This window comes from Catellatospora bangladeshensis (assembly GCF_016862575.1).
Lineage (GTDB): Bacteria > Actinomycetota > Actinomycetes > Mycobacteriales > Micromonosporaceae > Catellatospora > Catellatospora bangladeshensis.
This window is the reverse complement of sequence record NZ_BONF01000012.1, coordinates 207,894-228,023: the sequence shown is the minus strand read 5'-3', so window position 1 is coordinate 228,023 and position 20,130 is coordinate 207,894. Positions and strand designations below refer to the sequence as shown.

Genomic DNA, 20,130 nt, shown 5'->3' with positions numbered 1-20,130 from the left:
CAGCCCCGAATCTACCCAAATCCCCCGGGTGTTCGCTGTGGGCTGACTCGCTTCGTCCCGGCCGCCGTGGGGTCGCTCCGCGGGGTGGCCGGCCGGTGCCGCTGGGGCCGCAAAACCCGCGGCCTTTTACGCGGCCCCGTCCGACCACCCCGCTCCGCTCGACTGATACCGAAGGCAGAGTTTCAATGCCTGCACGCTAACCAGAACACAAGAAGTAACCAGGAACGGCTCCCACGGTGACCTTGTGGGTCAGTGACCCCCAAAACCCAGCCACGGTGACTCCAACCTCGTAGGAGCCAATATGGGGCGTTACCCGTGTGCTGCCCCTAAAAAATGCTGCACGCCCCACCCAACCCAGCCACCTGAACCTAGCGGAGCAGGGGGTGTCGCCGGGAAAAGCGTAAAGGGCCGCCCGTTCTTGGCGGCCCCCAGCGTTCCCGGCGACACCCCCTGCGGAGCGAAGCCAACGACTAGCGCTGATATACCTCAGGCTTCAAAATACCGACATAAGGCACCTCACGGTACCGCTCCGAATAATCCAGCCCGTAACCCACAACGAACTCAGTCGGAATATCAAACCCGACATACTTCACCGGAACCGGCACCTTGATCGCCTCAGGCTTCCGGAACAGAGCCACCACATCGACCGACTTGGCCGACCGAGACTCGAGGTACTTCAACAGCCACGAGAGCGTGAGACCGGAATCGACGATGTCCTCGACGACGATCACGTGCTTGCCCGCGATGTCCCGGTCGAGGTCCTTGAGGATCCGGACGACGCCGGAGGAGGTCGTCCCCTGGCCGTACGACGAGACCGCCATGAATTCGAGCTCCGCCGGCGGCGCGCCGACCTTGCCGAGTTCGCGGGAGAAGTCGGCCATGAACATGACCGCGCCCTTGAGTACGCATACGAGCAGGAGGCTGTCGACCGACGCGTAGTCGGCGGCGACCTGCTTGGCGAGCTCGGCGGTCTTGGCCCGCAGCTCCTCTTCAGTGATGATCACACGGTCGATGTCCGCGTCGTACCAGCCCATGTGCTTAAGGGTGCCCGACTGTCGGTGCTTTGCGCACGCCGGGGTCGGAATTGGTGACGATCATCCCGAGGGCTGGTCAAGGGCTGGTCAGGGCGTTAAGAAGGGCACCTTCTTCTACGGAATCCGTTAAGAAGGTGCCCTTCCTTGCCATCGTCAGGGGGTGGTGATGGGGATCTTGGTACGGACGACCGTGGTGCCCGGGACTTCGGGGCTTGTCATGGTGGTGGTGATGCGGGCGTCTGCGGGGAGCAGGGCGCGTAGGTGGACGGTGTAGGAGGCGGTGCCGCCGGGTTTGCCGTCGGTGGTGCGCACGCGCAGGTCGGGGCCTGGTCTGGTGGTGCGTAGCTCGCCCTTGCCGAGGGCGTTCTCGGCGCCGACGGCGAAGGTCTTGGCGCCGCCGGGCAGGTCCTTGCGGTCGTAGGCGAAGCGGACGTCCTCGTCGGGGCCGGTGGCGAGCCAGACCTGGAAGCGCTGGCCGTCCTTGGTGCCGAAGCGGTTGACCCGCCACTCGATGACGATCCACTCGATGCCGCCGCCCTTGACGGTGGCGGCGCGCACGCCTTCGGCCTTGGTGCCGTCGAGGTCGGCCCAGTACGGGGCGAGCACGTTGTTCGGGCGGGCCGGGTCGTGTTTGGGCGCGCCGTCGGCGGTGGGCGGTTCGAAGCGCACGTCCTGGCCGGTGCCGCCGCCGACGACGAGGTAGCCGTTGGAGACGACGCCGAGGCGGGTGTACGTCTGCCCGCCGTAGCCGAACTCGGGCACCTCGTAGTTGATGATCTCCTCGTCGCCGATGGGGTCGGCGGGGACGGTGAGCGGGCGCCAGACGCGGTCGTCCAGGTCGGCCAGGCCGGGGCGGCCCGGTTCGATGCCGCGCAGGGTGCCGGTGTGCCGGATCTCGCGCGGCCCGGCGGCGCGGGCGCTGCCGTCGACGCCGGTCAGGGCGAGCGCCGGGTCGAGCCGGGTGACCAGGTCGACGGGCGCGTCGTCGTAGCCGGTGTTGGCGGCGGTGACGGTGCACTTCGCGGTGCCCGCGAGCGCCACCTTCTTCGTGGTGCAGGTGCTGGCGAGGGTGACCTGGCCCTGGCCGGGCTTGAACGACACGGGCAGGTGCAGGGCCCGGCCGCCGCCCTGCGGGGTCAGCATGACCTCGCCGGACAGGTAGGCGTCGCCGGTGGCGCGGGAGCTGACGGTGATCGGCAGCGTGGCGGTGCCGCCCGCGGGGACGACGACGACCGGCGGCACGCTGATCGCGCTGTCCTTCGGCGCGGTGGTGCTGACGTCGTACGCCGTGGTCCGGCCGGTCATGTCGCGCAGGGTCCGCACGGTGGTCAGGCGGCCCGGCATGACCGGGGCGTTGATCGACGGCAGGTTGAGGTCGACGGCGCGCACCTCGTCCCCGGCCAGGGCCATCATGCGGTCGGCGGTGTCGGAGACGGTGAGGGTGACCTCGTCGGCCCGGTCGACGGCGATCCGGCCCGCGCCCATCTCCTGCGGCCCGGCCTCGGTCTTGCCGTCCTCGGTGACCACGTCGGTGACCGCGCTGGTCATCAGCGCGGACTTGAGCTCGCCGGGGGTCCAGCCGGGGTGCCGGGCAGCCAGCAGCGCGGCGGCGCCCGCCACGTGCGGCGAGGACATGGACGTGCCCGCGATGGCCTGGAACAGCTCGCCCTTCGGGCCGCCCGCGGCCTCGTCGGGGGTGGGCGTGTGCCCGGCCAGGATCTGTACGCCGGGGGCGGTGACGTCGGGCTTGAGGGCGAGGCCGCCCGGCCCGCGCGAGGAGAACGCGGCCATCACGTCGCCGGTGCCGGCGCCGGCCTCGCCCGCGCCGATGGTCGCGGTGATCCCGGTGTTGGCGTCGAGGAACTCCAGCAGGGCCGCGTCGGGCAGGTGCACGGTGGGCAGCCAGTGGTTGTCGGTCTCGACGTCCTGCAGCTCCGGGTTGTAGAGGACCATGCCGAGGGCGCCGCCCTGCAGCACGTTCCAGCCCTTCTCGACCCGAGGGTTGCCGCCGCGCTCGCAGACCACGATCTTGCCGGTGAACAGGCCCTTCTTCGCGGGCTTCGCGCAGGTCATGCCGCCCTTGTAGCCCTTGGTGTCACCGGCCCGGACCACGGGCGCCGGTCCGGCGGCCCCGGTCAGCGACGCCCCGTGCAGCACCTTGCGCACCGCACCGGCCTGCAGGGTCAGCGCCGAGCTGAACTCGCGGCGCTGCGTCGACGCGGCCACCGTGGTCACCCACGGGGACAGGTGGTTGACGGTGCCCGCCTCGGGGCCCGAGTTGCCCGCCGAGGCGGCGACGAAGACCCCGGCGGCGTACGCGTCCAGGAACGCCATCTCGACCGGGTCGCTGAACGGGTCGGTGCCGCCGGAGATGGAGAAGTTGACGACGTCCACGCCGTCGCGCACCGCCTGGGCCACGGCCGCCGCCGAGTCCGACGACATGCAGCCCTGCTTGCCGCACACCTTGTAGACGCTGACCCAGGAGCCCGGGGAGACACCGTGCACCGGCCCGCGCTCGACGCCGAACACCTTCGCCGAGGTGACCACGTTGCCCGCGGCGGTGGAGGCGGTGTGCGTGCCGTGCCCGTCGCTGTCCCGCGCCGTCTTGTACGTCTCGTCCGGGAACGACTCCAGGTACGCGTCCAGGAACGGGGCGCCGCCGATCAGCTTGTTGTTGCAGCGGAACACGTCGCGGGCCGGGGTCAGCGGGTTGTCGCCGAAGTCGCAGCGGCGTGGCGCGCCGTCGGTCTTCGCGGGGGGCGCGGCCAGCACGCCCTGGTCGGCGAAGGACGGGTGCTCCGGCCAGGCGCCGGTGTCCAGCACGCCGACGATGACGCCCTTGCCGGCCTGGCTGGTCGGGGCGCCGTTCGCCGCCGCGCCGCTCTGCAGCACGTCCGCACCGATGAACGAGCTGGAGGCGTCGGTCAGCGGCTCGCGCAGCTCGTCCCGCTGCACGGCGACCACGCCCTCGACCGCGAGCAGCTGCTTGACCTGGTTCGCGGGCAGGGTGAGGGCGACGCCGCCGTACACGGTGCGCAGCCGCTGCCCGACCCGCGCCTGCGGCACCCGCGCGGCGAGCGCCGTGGTGAAGCTGCGTTCACGCTCGGCAAGGTACTGCTCGTACGCGCGCTCGGCGTCACCGCTGCGCAGCCGCGCCCCGGTGACCGCCGGGCTGGTCGCCGGCAGCCCCGGCAGGCCGCCCGCGTAGCTGGCCACCGCGTCGTAGTCGAGCTTCACCAGCACCGGGATGCGCTCGCCGTCGCTGCGGTCGAGCAGGCTCCGGTCGGTCCTGGCGAGCCTGCTGGTCGGGGCCTTGCCGACCGTGGTCCGCGAGGCCGGACGGAGTTTGCGCGGGCCGTCGTCCGGCGCGGCCGCGCCGCCGCCGGCCGGTATCACCGCCGCGCCTGCCACCAGGGCCAGCCCGCAGCTGATCCGGACAAAAGTAGCCATCTTCACAGTGGCGTCAACGACCACCCCACAGCCCGGGACTTGCCAACCCCCCATCCGCCCAGCTCAAACCCCCTCCACCCCGACCCGATCGTCCGCCTCCCGCCCCACCCCCCACCGCCACCGGCACCGGCACCGGCACCGGCACCGGCCACCGGCCACCGGCCACCGGGATGATCGGCGTTTCGTGTCAAGATCTGCGGTCTCACCTCACCTTTTGACACGAGACGCCGATCATGGACGGACCAGCCCCCTCTGGCCACCGGGATGATCGCGAGTTCGTGTCGAAACCTGTGGTCCCACCCCAGGTTTCGACACGAACTCGCGATCATGGCTGGGCGGCCCGGCCCCGGAAGTCGCCCGGCCACTAGCGGGCAGCCGGTGCGGCGGGCAGCCGGTGCGGCGAGGTCCGAGGGTGGGGTCAGTAGGCGGCGGCCTGGCCGTCGGCGCGGGGTTCGGAGCCGGCGACGTAGCCACCGGGGATACGCCAGATGGCCTGGCCCATGCCGAAGGTAGAGCGGTCGGTGGCCACGGTGACCTCGTGACCGCGGGAGCGCAGCTCCTCGACCAGCACCGGGTCGAACTCGGGCTCGACCTCGACCTTCCGGCCCGCGTGCCAGTACCAGCGCGGCCGGGTCAGCGCCTCCTGCGGCCCGAGCCCGCCGTCCACGGTGGCCAGCACGAGCTGCAGGTGCCCCTGCGGCTGCATGTGCCCGCCCATGACCCCGAACGGCCCGACCGGCTCCCCGTCCCGGAACAGGAACCCGGGGATGATCGTGTGGAACGGCCGCTTGCCCGGCGCGGCGACGTTCGGATGGGCCGGGTCGAGGCTGAACCCCGCCCCCCGGTTCTGCAGGCTGAAGCCGTACCCGGGGAGCGTCACGAACGAGCCGAAGCCCATGTAGGTGGACTGGATCAGGCTGACCATCATGCCGTCGGCGTCGGCCGCGGCGAGGTAGACGGTGCCGCCGCGCATCGGGTCGCCGGGCGCCGGGTCCCCGGCCCGGCCGGTGATCAGCTTCCGGCGCGCGGCCAGGTAGGACGGTTCCAGCAGGTCGGGCACCGCGGCCAGGTCGGGATCGGCGACGTACGCGTGCGCGTCGGCGAAGCCGAGCTTCATCGCCTCGATCTGCTCGTGCAGCCCGTGCCCGGCCAGCCCGTCGAGCAGCGCGAACGCCTGCAGCGCGGCGACGCCCTGCCCGTTGGGCGGCAGCTCGTACACGGTGTGCCCGCGGTAGGCGGCAGCGGCGGGCTCGACCCAGGTGCTGGTGTGCGCGGCGAGGTCGGCGGCGGTGAGCAGGCCGCCCGTGGTCGCCGCGTACGCCTCCAGCGCGGCGGCGATCTCCCCGTGGTAGAAGGCGTCGGCGTGGCTGCCGCCGATGAGCCGCAGCGCCCGCCCCGCGCCCGGGTTGCGGAACCGCTCCCCGACCCGGGGCGCGCGCCCGTCCGGCGCGAACACGTCGGCCCAGGCCCGGCACTCGGGGTGGCCCAGCGAGCGGTGCAGCTCCACCGAACTCGCCCAGCGTGCGGCGACCGTGGGCGACACGGTCCAGCCCTGCTCGGCGTAGTGCACCGCGTCGGCGAACAGCCGCTCGAACGGCAGCCGCCCGAACCGGTCGTGCAGGTCGCGCCAGCCCGCCGGGGCGCCGGGCACGGTCACCGGCAGCCAGCCGCGGTCCGGCGGCGCCAGCTCGGCGCGCGCCTGCCCACCACCGAGCGCGGCTGAGGGCGCGCTGCCCGCCGCGCGCATCGCGTCGAGGGTGAGGGCGGCCGGGGCGCGGCCGGAGGCGTTCAGGCCGTGCAGCCGTTCCCCGTCCCAGACCAGGGCGAACAGGTCGCCGCCGATGTCGTTGGAGCCGGGCTGCACCTGGGTCAGGGTCACCGCGGCGGCGACCGCCGCGTCGACCGCCGAGCCGCCTTCGCGCAGCATGGCCAGGCCCGCCTGGGCCGCGAGCGGCTGACTCGTGGCCACCGCTCCCTGGGGCGCGTACACCGCCTGTCGCATTCCTAGATCCAAGCACGCCGTGGTTTCTCGCTACGGGGGAGTAGGTTCTTAGGCATGGCTCTCGTGGACTGGGATCTCGCCTCGACCACCGCCGCGCGGTTCGGCCCCACCGGGCCGTCCGTGACGCTGGAGCAGGCCACCGAGGTCGTCGCCGACCTGCGGCGGCTGGCCGACGAGGCGGTGGGCCACGTCGCGGAGTACACCAGGATGACCCCGCAGCTCGCGGACGGGCCGGTGCGCGTGGTGGACCGGCGCACGTGGGCCGAGGTCAACGTGCAGGGCCTGCGTACGGTGATCAGCCCGCTGACCGACAAGCTCGAGGAGAAGGTGGGCTTCCTCGGCAACGTGGTCGGCGCGAAGGTGACCGGCGTGGAGGCCGGTGCCGTGCTCGGCTACCTGTCCGGCAAGGTGCTCGGCCAGTACGACATCTTCGGCGCGCCCGTCGGGCAGCTGCTGCTGGTCGCCCCGAACATCGTGGGCATGGAGCGCCGGATCAAGGCCGACCCGCGCGACTTCCGGCTGTGGGTGTGCCTGCACGAGGTCACCCACCGCACCCAGTTCACCGCGGTGCCGTGGCTGCGCGAGCACTTCCTGGCCGAGGTGCGTGCGTTCGTCGAGGCCACCGAGCCGCCGTCGGGCAGCATGTTCTCGCAGGCGTACCAGCAGGTGGTCGCGGCGGTCAAGGCGGCCCGCGAGCCGGACGACGCCCGCGGCACGTCGCTGCTGGAGGCCGTGCAGAGCCCGGAGCAGCGGGCCGTGCTGGACCGGCTCACCGCGGTGCTGACGCTGCTGGAGGGGCACGCCGAGGTGGTCATGGACGGGGTCGGCCCGCAGGTCATCCCGTCGGTCGCCCGGATCCGCGCCGCGTTCGACAAGCGCCGCAACCCCAGCAACCCCGTGGAGCAGTATCTGCGGAAGCTGCTCGGCATAGACATCAAGATGCGGCAGTACGCCGAGGGAAGGCGCTTCGTGCAGGCGGTCCTCGACCGGGTCGGCATGGACGGCCTGAACCGGATCTGGACGTCGCCGCAGACGCTGCCCACCCTCGACGAGATCGCCGACCCGGACGTGTGGGTGACCCGCGTGGTCACCGCCGCCGCCCCCGGATGACCCGGCTCGACCCCTCGATCGCCGCGATCCGCGCCGCGATCCGCACCCTCCTGCCCACCCTCCCCGAGGTGGCCGCACGGCCGCCGATGGTGTTGGTGGCGTGTTCGGGCGGGGCGGATTCGCTGGCGCTGGCCGCGTGCGCCGCGTTCGTCGCGCCGCGTCTGGGGTGGCGGGCCGGGCTGGTGACGGTGGATCACGGGTTGCAGGAGGGTTCGGCGGAGCGGGCCGGGCAGGTGGCGAGCTGGGCGCGCACGCAGGGATTCGAGCCCGTCGAGGTGGCCACGGTCGAGGTCGGGACGGCGGGCGGGCCGGAGGCGGCGGCGCGGGAGGCGCGGTATGCCGCGCTGGCCGGCGCGGCACGGCGGCACGATGCGGCGGCGGTCCTGCTCGGACATACCCGCGACGACCAGGCCGAGACGGTGCTGCTGGCGCTGGCGCGCGGCGCCGGGCCGCGCGGGCTGGCGGGCATGCCGACCCTGCGGGAGCACCTCGGGGCACGGTTCGCGCGGCCGCTGCTGGACGTGCCCCGGGAGACGTGCCGGGCGGCGTGCGCCGCGCTCGGGCTGACCCCGTGGGAGGACCCGCACAACACAGACCCGTCCTACGCTCGCGCGCGGGTGCGGGCGGACCTGCTCCCGGCGCTGGTCACGGCGCTCGGCGAGGGCGTGGTGGCGAACCTGGCCCGGACCGCGGGCCTGCTGGCCGAGGACACGGCGTACCTCGACGAGCTGGCGGAGGCGGCGCTGGCGCGCTGCCGTACCCCCGATGGGTTGTCCACAGCCGAGCTGGGGAAGCTGCCCGCGGCGCTGCGCACGCGGGTGCTGCACGGGTGGGCCGCGGAGCTGGGCGCGCCCCGCGCGGCGCTGTCGCACCGGCATGTGGCGGCGCTGGACGCGCTGGTCACCACGTGGCACGGGCAGGGGCCGACGCTGCTGCCCGGCGGGATCGCGGTGGCCCGGCGCGACGGCGAGCTGGCCGCCGCACCGGGCTGAGCCCTCAGTGGCAGCCGCAGGTGGCCATCGCGGCGGGGATCTTGTCGAGCAGCTCCTGCGCCGGGTACATGCCGATCGGCACCTTGTCGGCCAGCACGGCGAAGGCCAGCAGCCGCCCGTCGGCGGTCTCGACGACGCCGGACAGCGAGTTCACGCCGTTCAGGGTGCCGCTCTTGGCGCGCACCACGCCGAAGCCGGTGGTGGACTTTCCGAAGCGCTCGGTCATGGTGCCCGACCAGCCGCCGACCGGCAGGCCGTTGAAGAAGTCGCCGAGCACGGTGCCGCCGCCGTACGCCTTGACCAGCAGGCTGGTCAGGATGCGCGGGGTGAGCTTGTTACCGGCCGACATGCCGGAGCCGTCGTGCAGGGTGCTCTGCGCGGGGTCGAGGCCCAGCTCGGCCACCACCTCCTCCAGCGCCTCGGCGGCACCGGCGAACGAGGCGGGCTTGCCCTTGGCCAGGGCGACCTGCCGGGCCAGCGTCTCGGCCAGGGTGTTGTCGCTCTCGATGAGCATCTGCTCGACCTGGCGCAGCAGCGGCGCCGAGCGGACCGCGCCCAGCTCGGTGCCCGGGGCGGGCGGCCCGGCGGCCGCGCTGGGCGCGGCGGAGGCGCTGGCGGCGACCTGGCCGCCGCCGGTGCCCGCGGGGGCCTTGCCCTTCGCGACCGCGCTGGCCGGCACGCCGAGCAGCTTCGCGAACGCGTCCCCGGCCGCACGCTCGGGGTCGTTGTAGCGCTCGAAGGGGGTCTTGCGGTCCTTCAGCCCGGTGCGCGCCCCGTTGATCATCAGGGCGGGGATCTTCGAGACGTTGCCCTCCTTGGCCGCGTTCGGCGACCAGGTGGGGGCCGTGACCGGGCCGGGGAACAGCGAGCCGTCGAGGATCACCTTGGTGATCGGGGTGTCCCCCATCGCCTTCTTGACCTGGGCCGCGAGGTCGTCGAGCTGCGGCGCGCCCGCGTAGTACTTCTCCTTGGTGACGCCCAGCGTGGCGTCACCGGCGCCGATCAGCACGACCTCGCCCGGGTTCGCCCCGGCCACCACCCGGGTGGTGATCCGGTAGTCGGGCCCCCGGGTGGACAGCACGGCCGCGGCCGTGACCAGCTTCGTGTTGGACGCCGGGGTGAGCATCTCGGTGGGCGCCCGCTCGTAGAGCACCTGCCCCGTGCCGGCGTCGACCACCGACACGCTCACCTGGTCGCCCAGCTCCGTGCCGGTGACCAGCGGATCGAGCAGGGCCTTCAGCTGCTGCGCGTCGGGCAGCGGCGCGTCGGCCAGCTTGGCGAGCACCGGCGCCGCGACCGGCTCGGCGGGCGGCGCCGCGCTCGGCGACTGCCAGCCGGGGCTGGCGAGGAGATCGGACAGCAGGCCGGGTTTCAGGACGGCGACGCCGACCAGACCTACGCCGAGCGTCACGACCAGTGTGAGCACCGTCACCAGCAGGCCGCGGCGTTTGCGCTTCCTCGGCTTGCCGGAGGCGCTCCCCTCCGGACGCGCGGGCGGGCGGACCGGGGCGCTCGGGCGCGCGCCCGGTGGCGGGCCGGTCACCGCGGGCTGGGTCTGGGTCGGTTCGTCCTGGCCCGGGGCGCCGTAGCCGTAGCCGGGCGGGCCGCCGTAGGGCTGGGCCTGTGGGTAGGTCTGCCCGTAGGGCTGTGGATATCCGGTCTGTCCCATACCCGACTGATGTCCACCGGGGCCGTGGCCGACCTGTGGATATCCCCGCTGGTCAGGGGTGGTCTGTGGATAACCGCCCGGCTGGGGATGACCGCTGTGACCAGGGGCGTTCTGTCCGTACGCACCGTATCCGGACGCATACTGCGGGTCAGTGGGCGAGCTGTGCACATCCTGTGGATAACCGCTCGGTCCCGGGCTCGCGGCCTGTGGATAAGACGGTGGATACCCACCAAGTCCCTGGTCCACGGGCTGTGGATAACCATTGTGGGGTTGCCACACCCACTCCCGGCCGCTCCACACCCACTCGCCCGGCGTGGATCCCCCGCCATCTGCGGGTTCGGCCCCGTAGTGTGAACCTTGCCTCCCCAACGCGGCCCTCCTCCGAAGCCCCGAACCAGCCAGGCGAGACTAACTAAAATTCGCCAACGTCGGCGAACTAACAGGCCAATGGGAGTGTGAAATGGATTTCGACGTCACGGTTGAGATCCCCAAGGGGCAGCGGAACAAGTACGAGGTCGACCACGAGACCGGGCGCATCCGGCTGGATCGCACCCTTTTCACCTCCACGCAGTACCCGGCCGACTACGGCTTCATCGAGAACACGCTGGGCGAGGACGGTGACCCGCTCGACGCCCTGGTGCTGGTGCAGGAGCCGACCTTCCCCGGCTGCCTGATCCGGTGCCGGGCCATCGGCATGTTCCGCATGCGCGACGAGAAGGGCGGCGACGACAAGGTCCTCTGCGTCCCGGCCGACGACCCGCGCCTGGAGCACCTGCGTGACATCCATCACGTGGCCGAGTTCGACCGCCTGGAGATCCAGCACTTCTTCGAGGTCTACAAGGACCTCGAGCCCGGCAAGAGCGTCGAGGGCGCGACCTGGGTCGGCCGCACCGAGGCCGAGGCCGAGATCGTGCGCTCGTTCGAGCGCGCCAAGGAGACCCCGCACGAGCACTGACGCGGGCTATACGCGAAAGGGCCGCCCGTCGGGGCGGCCCTTTCGCGTATCCGTTCGCAGTTTCGGGGAAACCGCGCCCTCCGGTCGCCCGATGGCTGCACTTTCCCCGAAACTGCAAGCGGTCAGTACGCCGGCAGCTCCGCGAGCTGGACGAGGCGGCCGCCGCGGCGGGTGATGAGGCGGCCGCGGCCGGGAGGCATCCGCTCGTACTTGATGCGGGCGCCGAACGGGGCGGTCGCACTGCTCTCCGCCGACAGCATCAGGAACGGCGCACCGGCGGAGGCCAGCCTCGTGAGCGCCACGTCGCTCGACGAGCGGTAGCCGCCCCAGTTCGCGTTGGACGACGTGATGAGGTGCAGACCGACGTCGCGGGCCTGGAACAGGAACTCGCTCAGCGGCTCCAGCGGGTGGCCCATCGACGCCCCGACCACGATGTCGTAGTCGTCGATGATCAGGAAGAACTCGCCGCGCCCGGCCAGCCAGGGCCGCAGCGGGATGTCCTGGGGGCGCACGTCGTCCGGCGGGCGCCGCTCGTCCATCTTCTGCCGGATCGCCTCGGCGTAGTCGCGCAGCTGGGCGGGGTTGCTGAGGTACGCGAGCTGGTGCTCGGTGGTCACCGCGCCGAGCAGGCTGCGCTTCGGGTCCATGATGATCATCTTCGCCTGGTCCGGCGTGTACTTGCGCGCGATCGAGGTGGCGATCTGCCGCAGCAGCGTCGACTTGCCGCTCTCGCTCTCGCCGAACGCGCTGAGGTGCACGTCGGCGAAGAAGTCGACGGTCGCCGGGGTCAGGTCGTCGGCGATGCCGATCGGCAGCGTCCAGTCCCCGGCCGTGTCCAGGCTCATCCGCTCGTACGCGTACACCGTGGGCAGCATGCGCACCCGTGGCGCGGGCTGGCCCGTCCAGCGCTTGGTGATGTGCTGCACCAGCGCGTCGCGGTCGCCGAGGGCGTCGACGTCGGGCCGCAGCGCCAGTGTGAACAGGCCGTCCACGGTGACACCGAAGCCGGGGCGGGCCGGCACCTGCGGGGCGATCTTGCGGACGCGGCAGATGCTGTCGCTCGCGTCGCCCAGCTTCAGCTCCAGCTTGCTGCCGAACTGGTCGGCGATGGCGGGCCGGAAGTCGCGCCAGCGCAGCGTGGAGGCGATCAGGTGCACGCCGTAGGCGAGACCGCGGGTGGCGAAGTCGGTGAGCACCGGCTCCAGGTCGTCGTAGTTCTCGCGCAGCGTGGTCCAGCCGTCCACGACCAGGAACACGTCGCCGTACGGGTCGTCGGTGAACCGTCCCGCCGCGCGCAGCCTGCGGTAGGCCGCCATCGACTCGATGCCGTGCTCGGCGAACCGGGCCTCGCGGGCGTTGAGCAGCTGTGACACCTCGCTGACGGTGCGCCGCACCATCAGCGCGTCCTGGCGGCCCGCGACGCCGCCGACGTGCGGCAGGTCGCGCAGCGCGCCCAGCGACCCGCCGCCGAAGTCCAGACAGTAGACCTGCACCTCCTGCGGGGTGTGGGTGAGCGCCAGGCCGGTGATGATGGTGCGCAGCAGCGTGGACTTGCCGCTCTGGCCGCCGCCCGCGATCGCCACGTGCCCCGCCGCGCCGTCGGCCAGCCGCAGCCACTGCAGGTCGCGCAGCTGCTGGGCGGGCTTGTCGATGATGGCGACGGGCACCCGCAGCGCGCCGCGCAGCTCCGGGTTGGCGACCGTGAGGCCCCGGCCCTCGACCAGGCCGAGCTGCCCGAAGGCGAGGTCGAGCGGGTCGGAGATGTCCAGCGGCGGCAGCCACACCTGGTGCGCGGGCGGGCCCTGGCCGACCATGCGCTCGATCATGACGTCCATCAGGCTCTCGCCCGGCTTGACGTCCCAGTTGACCTCGGGCTCGGCGTTGGCGGGCTTCTTCGGCACGGGCACGAAGTGGTTGCTGAAGTCGTACACGATCTGGCTGCCGTCGTCCTTGCGGCGGGTCGCGGTCTCGCCGGCCCGCTTGAACGAGCCGGACACGTACGCGCCCTTGAACCGCTGCAGCGGCTCCGAGCCGAACTTCAGGTAGCCGTGGCCGGGCGCCTTGGGCAGGTCGTACGCGTCGCCCACGCCGAGCACCGCGCGCGACTCCATCGCGGAGAAGGTGCGCAGGCCGATCCGGTACGACAGGTGCGTGTCCAGGCCGCGCAGGCGGCCCTCCTCCAGCCGCTGGCTGGCCAGCAGCAGGTGCATGCCGATGGACCGGCCGACCCGGCCGATCTGCACGAAGATCTCGATGAAGTCCGGGTTGGCGGTGAGCAGCTCGGAGAACTCGTCGCAGACGATGAACAGCGAGGCGAGCGGAGCGATCGCCGCGCCGCCCGCGCGCGCTTTCTCGTAGTCCTTGAGGTTGGCGAAGTTGCCCGCCGCCCGCAGCAGCTCCTGGCGGCGCAGCACCTCGCCGGTGATCGCGTCGCCCATGCGGTTGACCAGGTGGCTCTCGCCCTCCAGGTTGGTGATGACCGCGGAGGTGTGCGGCAGCCGGTCCAGCGAGGCGAACGTCGCGCCGCCCTTGAAGTCGACCAGCACGAAGTTGAGCTGCTCCGACGAGTGCGTCGCGGCCAGGCCGAGCACCATCGTGCGCAGCAGCTCGGACTTGCCGGAGCCGGTCGCGCCGACCAGCAGGCCGTGCGGGCCCATGCCGTCCTGCGCCGACTCCTTGATGTCCAGCTCGACCGGCGAGCCGTCCGGGCCCACGCCCAGCGGCGTGCGCAGCATGTTGCGGCTGCTGCGCGGCGACCACCCGTACGCGACGTCGAAGCGCTCCGGGTCCGGGATGCCGAGCAGGTCGGCCAGGCCCTTCTCGGTGGTCATCGCGGTGGAGCTGGTGACCGTGGTGGCGGACAGCCGCAGCGGGGCCAGCCGCCGGGCCAGCGCCTCGGCCTCGACGACGCCGAGCCGGTCCGCCGCGCCGACCTCGGCGACGGAGGTCGCGGTGGTGGTGTGCAGCTCGCGCTCGCGGCCGCGGACTTCGAGCGTCAGCATGCCGCGCTCCAGCAGGCGCGGCGGCGCGGTGTCCAGGTCCAGGATGGTCATGCCGGACAGGCCCTCGGGCACGGCCAGCAGGTTCGCCCCGGCCATGTCGGCGCCGTCGAGCACCACGACCACGTGCGGGCCGGCGCCCTCACTGCCGCCGAACCGGGGCCGCCCGGCGAGCAGCTCGGTCAGCAGCTCCTCCAGCTCGGGCGCGGACGTGGCGTAGAGGCGCATCGGGCCGAGCGCGTCGACCCGGCTCGGGTGCTGGTGGTGCGGCAGCCACTTGGCCCAGTCCCAGGCGTCGCGGCGGTAGGACGAGCCGCACACCGCGATGACCAGGTCGTCCGGGGCGTGGAACACGGCGAGCTGGGCCAGCATCGCGCGGGCAAGGCCGTGCGCGTCCGAGCCGTCGCGGTGGTCGCGCTCGCCCGAGCTGGTGTACATCCCCTCGGTGCGGGGCGCGGCGTCGCCGCGCAGGAACACCCGGCCGAAGCCGCGCATGGACAGCGCCACCGGGAGGTCCGGCACGATGGAGTACGCGTCCAGGAAGCGCCGCAGCGCCCCGGCCGTCATCGGCTCCAGCTCCTCCAGCGGCCGGGTCTCCGGCGGCACCAGGGGTGTGGCCAGCGACTGCGGGCCGATGCCCACGCGCACGATGCCGAAGTCAGGGTCGTGCCCGCGGCGCTCCCAGAGCCGGTGGCTGTCCACGGTGGACCACAGCCGCTGCGGGTCGGGGTGGCGGTAGAACAGGCCGGTGCGCTGCGCCTGCACCGCCTGGCGGGCGCGGCGGCGCAGGCCCGCGAGGTGGCGCAGGTACTCCCGGCGGGCCGCCATCATCTCGGCCTTCTTCGGCTGGCCGGCGCCGTTCATCAGGCTCGCGGCGATCATGCCGAGGCTGGACACGCCCATCATGCCGCCGGCCAGATAGGACATCTTGTCGCCCTGGCCGCGGCCGACCATCATCGCCATGCCCAGGCCGCTGCCCAGCATCGGCAGGATCATCATGGCCTGCTGCCAGCGCCCGCCCGCGGCCTGCGGAATCTCCGGCGGCGCGTCGATGACGAGTTCCCCCGCCGGGATCTCCGGTGCGGGGCGACGCGGCGCCCGCTTGACGATCACCGTACCCATAGCGATTGCCTCCCCACGACGATCGACCGCCCGCCATGCTAGGCCATGTGAGAACCCGTCGCTTCCGGCCGCCTGTGATGAAGACGTCCGCGATCGATGCGGGGTGACGCGTTCCTCCGGAACGTGGTAGACGTACCGGGTGAGCTACCCCGCCGCGACGACCGCGTCCCCCACCGGCCTCGCCCGTATCTCGCTGCAGACGCCGCAGCGCCGCGTCGATGTGGCGCTGCCTGAGCAGGTGACGCTGGCGGATCTGCTGCCCGACCTGCTGCGCCACGCCGGGGTCGGCCTCGCCGACGACGGCGAGCAGCACGGCGGCTGGGTGCTGCGCCGCACCGACGGCAGCCCGCTCGCCGAGGGCATGTCGCTGCAGCAGCAGTCGGTGCGCGACGGCGAGATCCTGCACCTGGTGCCAGCCCAGGAGCACTGGCCCGAGCTGGAGTACGACGACGTCGTCGAGGCGATCGCCGAGGGCGCGCGCCGCCGGGGCACCCTGTGGACGCCCGCGGCGACGCGGATGTCCACCCTGGTCGGTTCCGGCATCCTGCTCGCGGCGGGCGTGCTGGCGCTGGTGCACGGCGGTCCGCAGTGGACGCCCGGCGGTTACCTCGGCCTGACGGTGGCGGTGCTGCTGCTGGTCGGCGGCGTGCTGGCATCGCGGGCGTACGGCGACGGCGTCACCGGCAGCGCCCTGGCCGGCTTCGCGCTGCCGTACGCGTTCGCGGGCGGCGCGCTGGTGCTCGGCGGCGCGGAGGGCGGCCCGGCGCCGCTGGCCCCGTGGCTCGGCGAGCCGCAGCTGCTGGTCGGCTGCGTGGCGGTGCTGCTGTTCGCGATGCTCGGAGCGGCCGGGGTCGGCCACGGGCTGCGCATCTTCACCGCCGGTGGCACGGCGGGCCTGCTCGGCGCGCTGACCGCGCTGCTCGGCGGCCTCGGCGCGGCCGGTGCCGCGGCGGTCCTGGTGAGCGCGCTGGTGTGCGGCATCGGCCTGGTGCCGGTGCTGGCCATCCGGTTCGGCAAGGTGCCGGTGCCGTCGGTCACCCCGCCGCGCGGCCCGGCCGGCGAGAACGCCTTCGCGGCCGTGCCGGCCAACCGGGGCGCCTCGGACCTGCCCGACCGCTCCCGCGTCTTCGCCGCCGTGGCCCGCTCCGAGGAGCTGCTCACCGGCATGCTCATCGGGTACGCCGTGCTGACCGGCGCGGCCGGGCTGATCCTGGTCGGCTCGGGCGGCACCGCGGGCCGGGTGCTGGTCGCGGTGTGCGCGACGGCGCTGCTGCTGCGCTCGCGGCTGTTCGTCACGGTCCGGCAGCGGGTGCCGCTGGTGATCGCGGGCCTGTTCGGCTGGGTGCTGCTGCTGGGCGCGGCGGTCTTCCTCACCGACGGCGGCACCCGCGCCTTCTTCGCGGTCGGCACCGTGGTGCTCGCGATGATCATCGCGCTGGCCGGGCAGACCTGGTCCCGCAAGGCCCCCTCGCCGTACGTCGGCCGCGCTGCGGACCTGTTCGACCTGCTCGTCGTCGTCTCGGTGGTGCCGGTCGCGGCCTGGGTGCTCGGGGTCTACGGCATGATCCAGGGCTGGGCGGCATAGCCGGGTTTCTTTGCCCGCGCGGGTGAGCGTGTGAGAATGGCGGAACTGTGCCTGGGTTCCGGTCATTCCGCCGCAGCGCCGTCCCGCGAAAGAACGCGACGGCGCTGCCTCGCGTGACCGCGGCGCTGGCGCTGGCCGTGGCGGGCAGCATGGCCGCGACGACCCCGCCGCAGGCTCCCCTGGCCGACACCGCCGGGCTGCGGGCCGAGGTCGGCGCGCAGCGGGTCTCCCGCGACGCCGAGCGCAGCGGGCAGTGGCAGCTGACCACCCTGCGCGCCACCCGCGCCTGGGATCTGGCCACCGGCGACGGCGTCGTCGTCGCCGTGATCGACTCGGGGGTCGCGCCGCACCCGGACCTGACCGGCCGCGTGCTCTCCGGGCTGGACCTGGTGGACGCGACCGGCAACGGCAGCAACGACCAGGTCGGGCACGGCACCACGGTGGCCGCGCTGATCGCCGGCCAGGGCGACGGCCGGCACGGGGTCGCCGGGCTGGCGCCGCGCGCGAAGATCCTCCCGGTGCGCGTGCTCGACGCGGAGAACCGGTACGACGACGCGCGGGTGGTCGCCGAGGCGGTCCGCTGGGCCGTCGACCACGGCGCGAAGGTGATCAACCTCTCCCTCGGCGGTTCGGTGACCAGCGAGGCGCTGGCCGAGGCGATCGACTACGCGTTCGCCCGCGACGTGGTGGTGGTGGCCTGCGTCGGCAACGTGAGCGCGGGCGGCAGCACCGAGATCTGGTATCCGGCCCGCGAACCCGGCGTGCTGGCCGTGACCGCGATCGCCCCCGGCCAGCGGCACCAGCGCTGGCAGGGCTCCCTGACCGGCGAGCAGGCCGTGCTCGCCGCGCCCGGCACCGATCTGCTCGGCGCGAAGCCGGGCGGCTACTGGCGGGTGCAGGGCACGAGTTTCGCCGCGCCGCTGGTCTCGGCGACCGCCGCGCTGGTCCGCTCCCGCTTCCCGGGCATGTCCGCCGCCGACGTGGTGCAGCGGCTGATCAGCACCGCGCAGGACCTCGGCCCGGCCGGGCGCGACGACGAGTTCGGCTTCGGCCTGATCGACCCGGTCGCGGCGCTGACCGCCGAGGTCGCCCCGGTCCGCACGAACTCGCTGGACGTCCTGCCGCCGCCGGGACGCGCCGGCTTCGGGCCCGCGCCCGAGGTGTCCCCGGCCGCCGCGGCCACGCCCACCCCGGCGGCCGACACCCGGCCGGCGCCGACGCCGCAGCGGGTCAACGGCGGGCTGCAGCTGGCCCTCGACGGCGCCCCGCTGCTCGCGCTCCCGCTCTCCTGATCAGGCGCACTTGCCCGTCGGCACGGCGCTGGTGCGGGTGCGGCCCATCAGCGCGATCGTGGAGGCCTCGTCCGCGGTGACGGCGTAGCCGACGTTCGGGTCGTCGGCCGCCGCCGCGAAGATCACGCCCAGCACGGTGCCGTCCGCCGAGACCAGCGGGCCGCCCGAGTTGCCACTGCGGACCAGGCCGCGGATGGTGTAGACCTCGCGGGTCACCGTGCCGTCCTCGTAGATGTCCGGGCCGGTGATGTCGCCGACGTCGCGCACCCGGGCGGACTGGGCGTTGTACGGCCCGTCCAGCGGGAAGCCCAGCACGATGGCGTCCGAGCCGCTCTTGGCGGGCGAGTTGGCGAAGCGCATGACCGGCGCCCTCAGCGACGGCACGTGGATCACGGCCAGGTCGCGCTCCGGGTCGTACACCACGACCTTGCCGGACATCAGGTTGCCGTTGAGGTTGATCCGAACGCTCTGGGTGCCCGCGACCACGTGCGCGTTGGTCATCACGTGCTGCTCGGCGAACACGAACCCGGAGCCCTCGATGCGGCGGCTGCAGCTCGGCGCGTTGCCCAGCACCTTGACCACGGACTTCTTCGCGTTCAGCACGACCTGCGACCCGGCCAGCTTGGGGTCCGGCGCGGGGACCTCCTTGACCTCGGTCGGCACCAGGTCGCCGAAGACCTCCGGGAAGCCGTTGGTGTCCACGGTCTGGCGCAGCGCCTCGGTGAGCGACTTGGCCTCGCCCGGCATCACCTTGTCGATCGCCGCGAGCATGCTGCTGTTACGCACCGCGCGGGCCAGCCAGGGCTGGTCGGAGTCGCTCAGCGGCACCGCGACCAGCCAGGCGACGACGGTCACCGCGAGCACGGAGACGACGGCGCCGCCCAGGTCGTCGACGATCTGCCCGGTGCGGTTGGTGATGGCGCGGCGCAGCTTGCTGCCCCACCAGCCGGCCAGCGACTGGCCGAGCACGGCCAGGCCGAAGATCGCGATCAGCGACACCACCAGCTTCAGCACCGGATCGGTGATCAGGCCCGCCAGCAGCGGCCCGAGCTGCAGTCCGATCAGGGCGCCGCCGAAGAAGCCGGTGAACGAGAGCACGCCCACCACGAAGCCCTGCCGGTAGCCGCTGACCCCGAAGAGCAGCAGCAGGAGCAGGAGGACACCGTCGACGATCGACATCGGTTCAGCCTACGGAAGGGACATCGGAGGTGCCACTAAGCGTGGCGGGCGGCGTGGGCAGCGCCTCGATCCGGTCGGTGTTCCACGGCCGGGCCCAGCCGCCCAGCTCCAGCAGGGTGCTGAGCACCCCGGCGGTGAAGCCCCAGACGAGCATCCCCCGGGAGTGGAAGGCCGGGCCGATCCAGCCGCTCGAGTGACGCACCCGCAGCCGGTGGGCCGGGTCGGCCAGCTCCGCCAGCGGCAGCCGGGCCACGTGCGCGACCTCGCGCGGGTCGTGCGCGCCCACCGGGTGCGGCGCGTGCCACCAGGCCAGCACGGGGGTGACCAGGAAGTCGGTGACCGGGATCCAAAGCGTGGGCAGCTGCGCCAGCACGGTGACGCTGGACCGGTCGAGCCCGACCTCCTCGTTCGCCTCACGCAGCGCCGTCTCGGTCAGGTCCGCGTCCTGCGGCTCCACCGCGCCGCCGGGGAAGGCGGGCTGACCCGCGTGGGTACGCAGGGTCGCGGCGCGCTGCATGATCAGCACGTCGGGCCCCTGCTCGCCCTCGGCCAGCAGGATGAGCACGGCGGCGGGGCGGCCGCCCTCGTCTGGGGTGGGGATGCGGGTGAAGTCCACGGCCCGCGCGTCGCGCACCCGGGTCAGCAGCGGCTCGAACCAGCCCGGCAGCCGCCCGTCTGCCCGCTCGGTCGTCCCGGCCCGCTCGCTCATGCCTCTCCCTGCTCCCGTCGCCCTCTCCCTGC

12 protein-coding genes are annotated in these 20,130 nt (G+C 73.2%); 5 read left to right on the top strand and 7 right to left on the bottom strand.

Annotated elements, in window-relative coordinates; translation table 11 throughout:
• Positions 1-470: 470 nt before the first annotated feature.
• The 3 genes from hpt to Cba03nite_RS13505 form a co-directional block, all read right to left on the bottom strand.
• Positions 471-1,034, bottom strand: coding sequence for a hypoxanthine phosphoribosyltransferase (gene hpt, locus Cba03nite_RS13515; RefSeq protein ID WP_203745693.1), 564 nt, complete (start codon positions 1,032-1,034; stop codon positions 471-473).
• A 153-nt stretch (positions 1,035-1,187) separates the two neighbouring features.
• The gene (locus Cba03nite_RS13510; RefSeq protein ID WP_203745691.1) at positions 1,188-4,484 is read right to left on the bottom strand and encodes a S8 family serine peptidase; all 3,297 of its coding nucleotides are present in this window, start codon (positions 4,482-4,484) and stop codon (positions 1,188-1,190) included.
• Positions 4,485-4,902: 418 nt separating this feature from the next.
• Positions 4,903-6,453 carry a gamma-glutamyltransferase family protein gene (locus Cba03nite_RS13505; protein WP_239125698.1) on the bottom strand — a complete coding sequence of 517 codons (1,551 nt, stop codon included), beginning with the start codon at positions 6,451-6,453 and terminating at the stop codon, positions 4,903-4,905.
• Between the two features lie 87 nt (positions 6,454-6,540).
• On the opposite strand from Cba03nite_RS13505, the gene Cba03nite_RS13500 reads away from it, so the two are divergent.
• Both Cba03nite_RS13500 and tilS read left to right on the top strand, forming a co-directional pair.
• A complete protein-coding gene (locus tag Cba03nite_RS13500; RefSeq protein ID WP_203745687.1) occupies positions 6,541-7,596 on the top strand; it encodes an Rv3626c family coenzyme F420 biosynthesis-associated protein in 1,056 nt (351 codons plus the stop codon).
• Positions 7,593-8,588 carry a tRNA lysidine(34) synthetase TilS gene (gene tilS / locus Cba03nite_RS13495; RefSeq protein WP_203745685.1) on the top strand — a complete coding sequence of 332 codons (996 nt, stop codon included), beginning with the start codon at positions 7,593-7,595 and terminating at the stop codon, positions 8,586-8,588. The genes Cba03nite_RS13500 and tilS overlap by 4 nt, the downstream gene beginning before the upstream one ends.
• A 4-nt stretch (positions 8,589-8,592) precedes the next feature.
• Here tilS and dacB read toward each other — a convergent pair whose 3' ends face one another.
• Positions 8,593-10,257: a D-alanyl-D-alanine carboxypeptidase/D-alanyl-D-alanine endopeptidase gene (gene dacB, locus Cba03nite_RS13490; protein WP_203745684.1), complete on the bottom strand. Its 1,665-nt coding sequence runs from the start codon at positions 10,255-10,257 to the stop codon at positions 8,593-8,595.
• Positions 10,258-10,717: 460 nt separating this feature from the next.
• On the opposite strand from dacB, the gene Cba03nite_RS13485 reads away from it, so the two are divergent.
• Positions 10,718-11,212 (top strand): inorganic diphosphatase, encoded by a 495-nt coding sequence (locus Cba03nite_RS13485; RefSeq protein ID WP_203745683.1) that lies wholly within the window; start codon positions 10,718-10,720, stop codon positions 11,210-11,212.
• Positions 11,213-11,334: 122 nt separating this feature from the next.
• On the opposite strand, the gene eccCa is transcribed toward Cba03nite_RS13485, so the two are convergent.
• Positions 11,335-15,333: a type VII secretion protein EccCa gene (gene eccCa, locus Cba03nite_RS13480; protein ID WP_203745682.1), complete on the bottom strand. Its 3,999-nt coding sequence runs from the start codon at positions 15,331-15,333 to the stop codon at positions 11,335-11,337.
• A gap of 139 nt (positions 15,334-15,472) precedes the next feature.
• Between eccCa and eccD the strand changes: the two genes are divergently transcribed.
• Together eccD and mycP are read left to right on the top strand one after the other, a co-directional pair.
• Positions 15,473-16,918 (top strand): type VII secretion integral membrane protein EccD, encoded by a 1,446-nt coding sequence (gene eccD / locus Cba03nite_RS13475; protein WP_203745681.1) that lies wholly within the window; start codon positions 15,473-15,475, stop codon positions 16,916-16,918.
• 149 nt (positions 16,919-17,067) lie between these two features.
• Entirely contained in the window at positions 17,068-18,210 is a 1,143-nt protein-coding gene (gene mycP / locus Cba03nite_RS13470) for a type VII secretion-associated serine protease mycosin (protein ID WP_203745751.1), read from the top strand.
• Here the strand turns inward: mycP and Cba03nite_RS13465 are convergent, their stop codons facing one another.
• Positions 18,211-19,389: a MarP family serine protease gene (locus Cba03nite_RS13465; protein WP_203745679.1), complete on the bottom strand. Its 1,179-nt coding sequence runs from the start codon at positions 19,387-19,389 to the stop codon at positions 18,211-18,213. It abuts the gene before it with no gap.
• Positions 19,390-19,393: 4 nt separating this feature from the next.
• On the bottom strand, positions 19,394-20,098 hold the full coding sequence (locus Cba03nite_RS13460) for an NUDIX hydrolase (RefSeq protein WP_203745676.1): 705 nt from the start codon (positions 20,096-20,098) through the stop codon (positions 19,394-19,396).
• Positions 20,099-20,130 lie beyond the last annotated feature (32 nt).

Excerpts from the sequence above, each read along its gene's own strand:
- hpt (WP_203745693.1), bottom strand. The coding sequence starts at position 1,034 with ATGGGCTGGTACGACGCGGACATCGACCGTGTGATCATCACTGAAGAG.
- Cba03nite_RS13485 (WP_203745683.1), top strand. The coding sequence starts at position 10,718 with ATGGATTTCGACGTCACGGTTGAGATCCCCAAGGGGCAGCGGAACAAG.
- mycP (WP_203745751.1), top strand. The coding sequence starts at position 17,068 with ATGGCCGCGACGACCCCGCCGCAGGCTCCCCTGGCCGACACCGCCGGG.
- Cba03nite_RS13460 (WP_203745676.1), bottom strand. The coding sequence starts at position 20,098 with ATGAGCGAGCGGGCCGGGACGACCGAGCGGGCAGACGGGCGGCTGCCG.
- Cba03nite_RS13500 (WP_203745687.1), top strand. The coding sequence starts at position 6,541 with ATGGCTCTCGTGGACTGGGATCTCGCCTCGACCACCGCCGCGCGGTTC.
- Cba03nite_RS13465 (WP_203745679.1), bottom strand. The coding sequence starts at position 19,389 with ATGTCGATCGTCGACGGTGTCCTCCTGCTCCTGCTGCTGCTCTTCGGG.
- dacB (WP_203745684.1), bottom strand. The coding sequence starts at position 10,257 with ATGGGACAGACCGGATATCCACAGCCCTACGGGCAGACCTACCCACAG.
- tilS (WP_203745685.1), top strand. The coding sequence starts at position 7,593 with ATGACCCGGCTCGACCCCTCGATCGCCGCGATCCGCGCCGCGATCCGC.
- Cba03nite_RS13510 (WP_203745691.1), bottom strand. The coding sequence starts at position 4,484 with ATGGCTACTTTTGTCCGGATCAGCTGCGGGCTGGCCCTGGTGGCAGGC.
- eccCa (WP_203745682.1), bottom strand. The coding sequence starts at position 15,333 with ATGGGTACGGTGATCGTCAAGCGGGCGCCGCGTCGCCCCGCACCGGAG.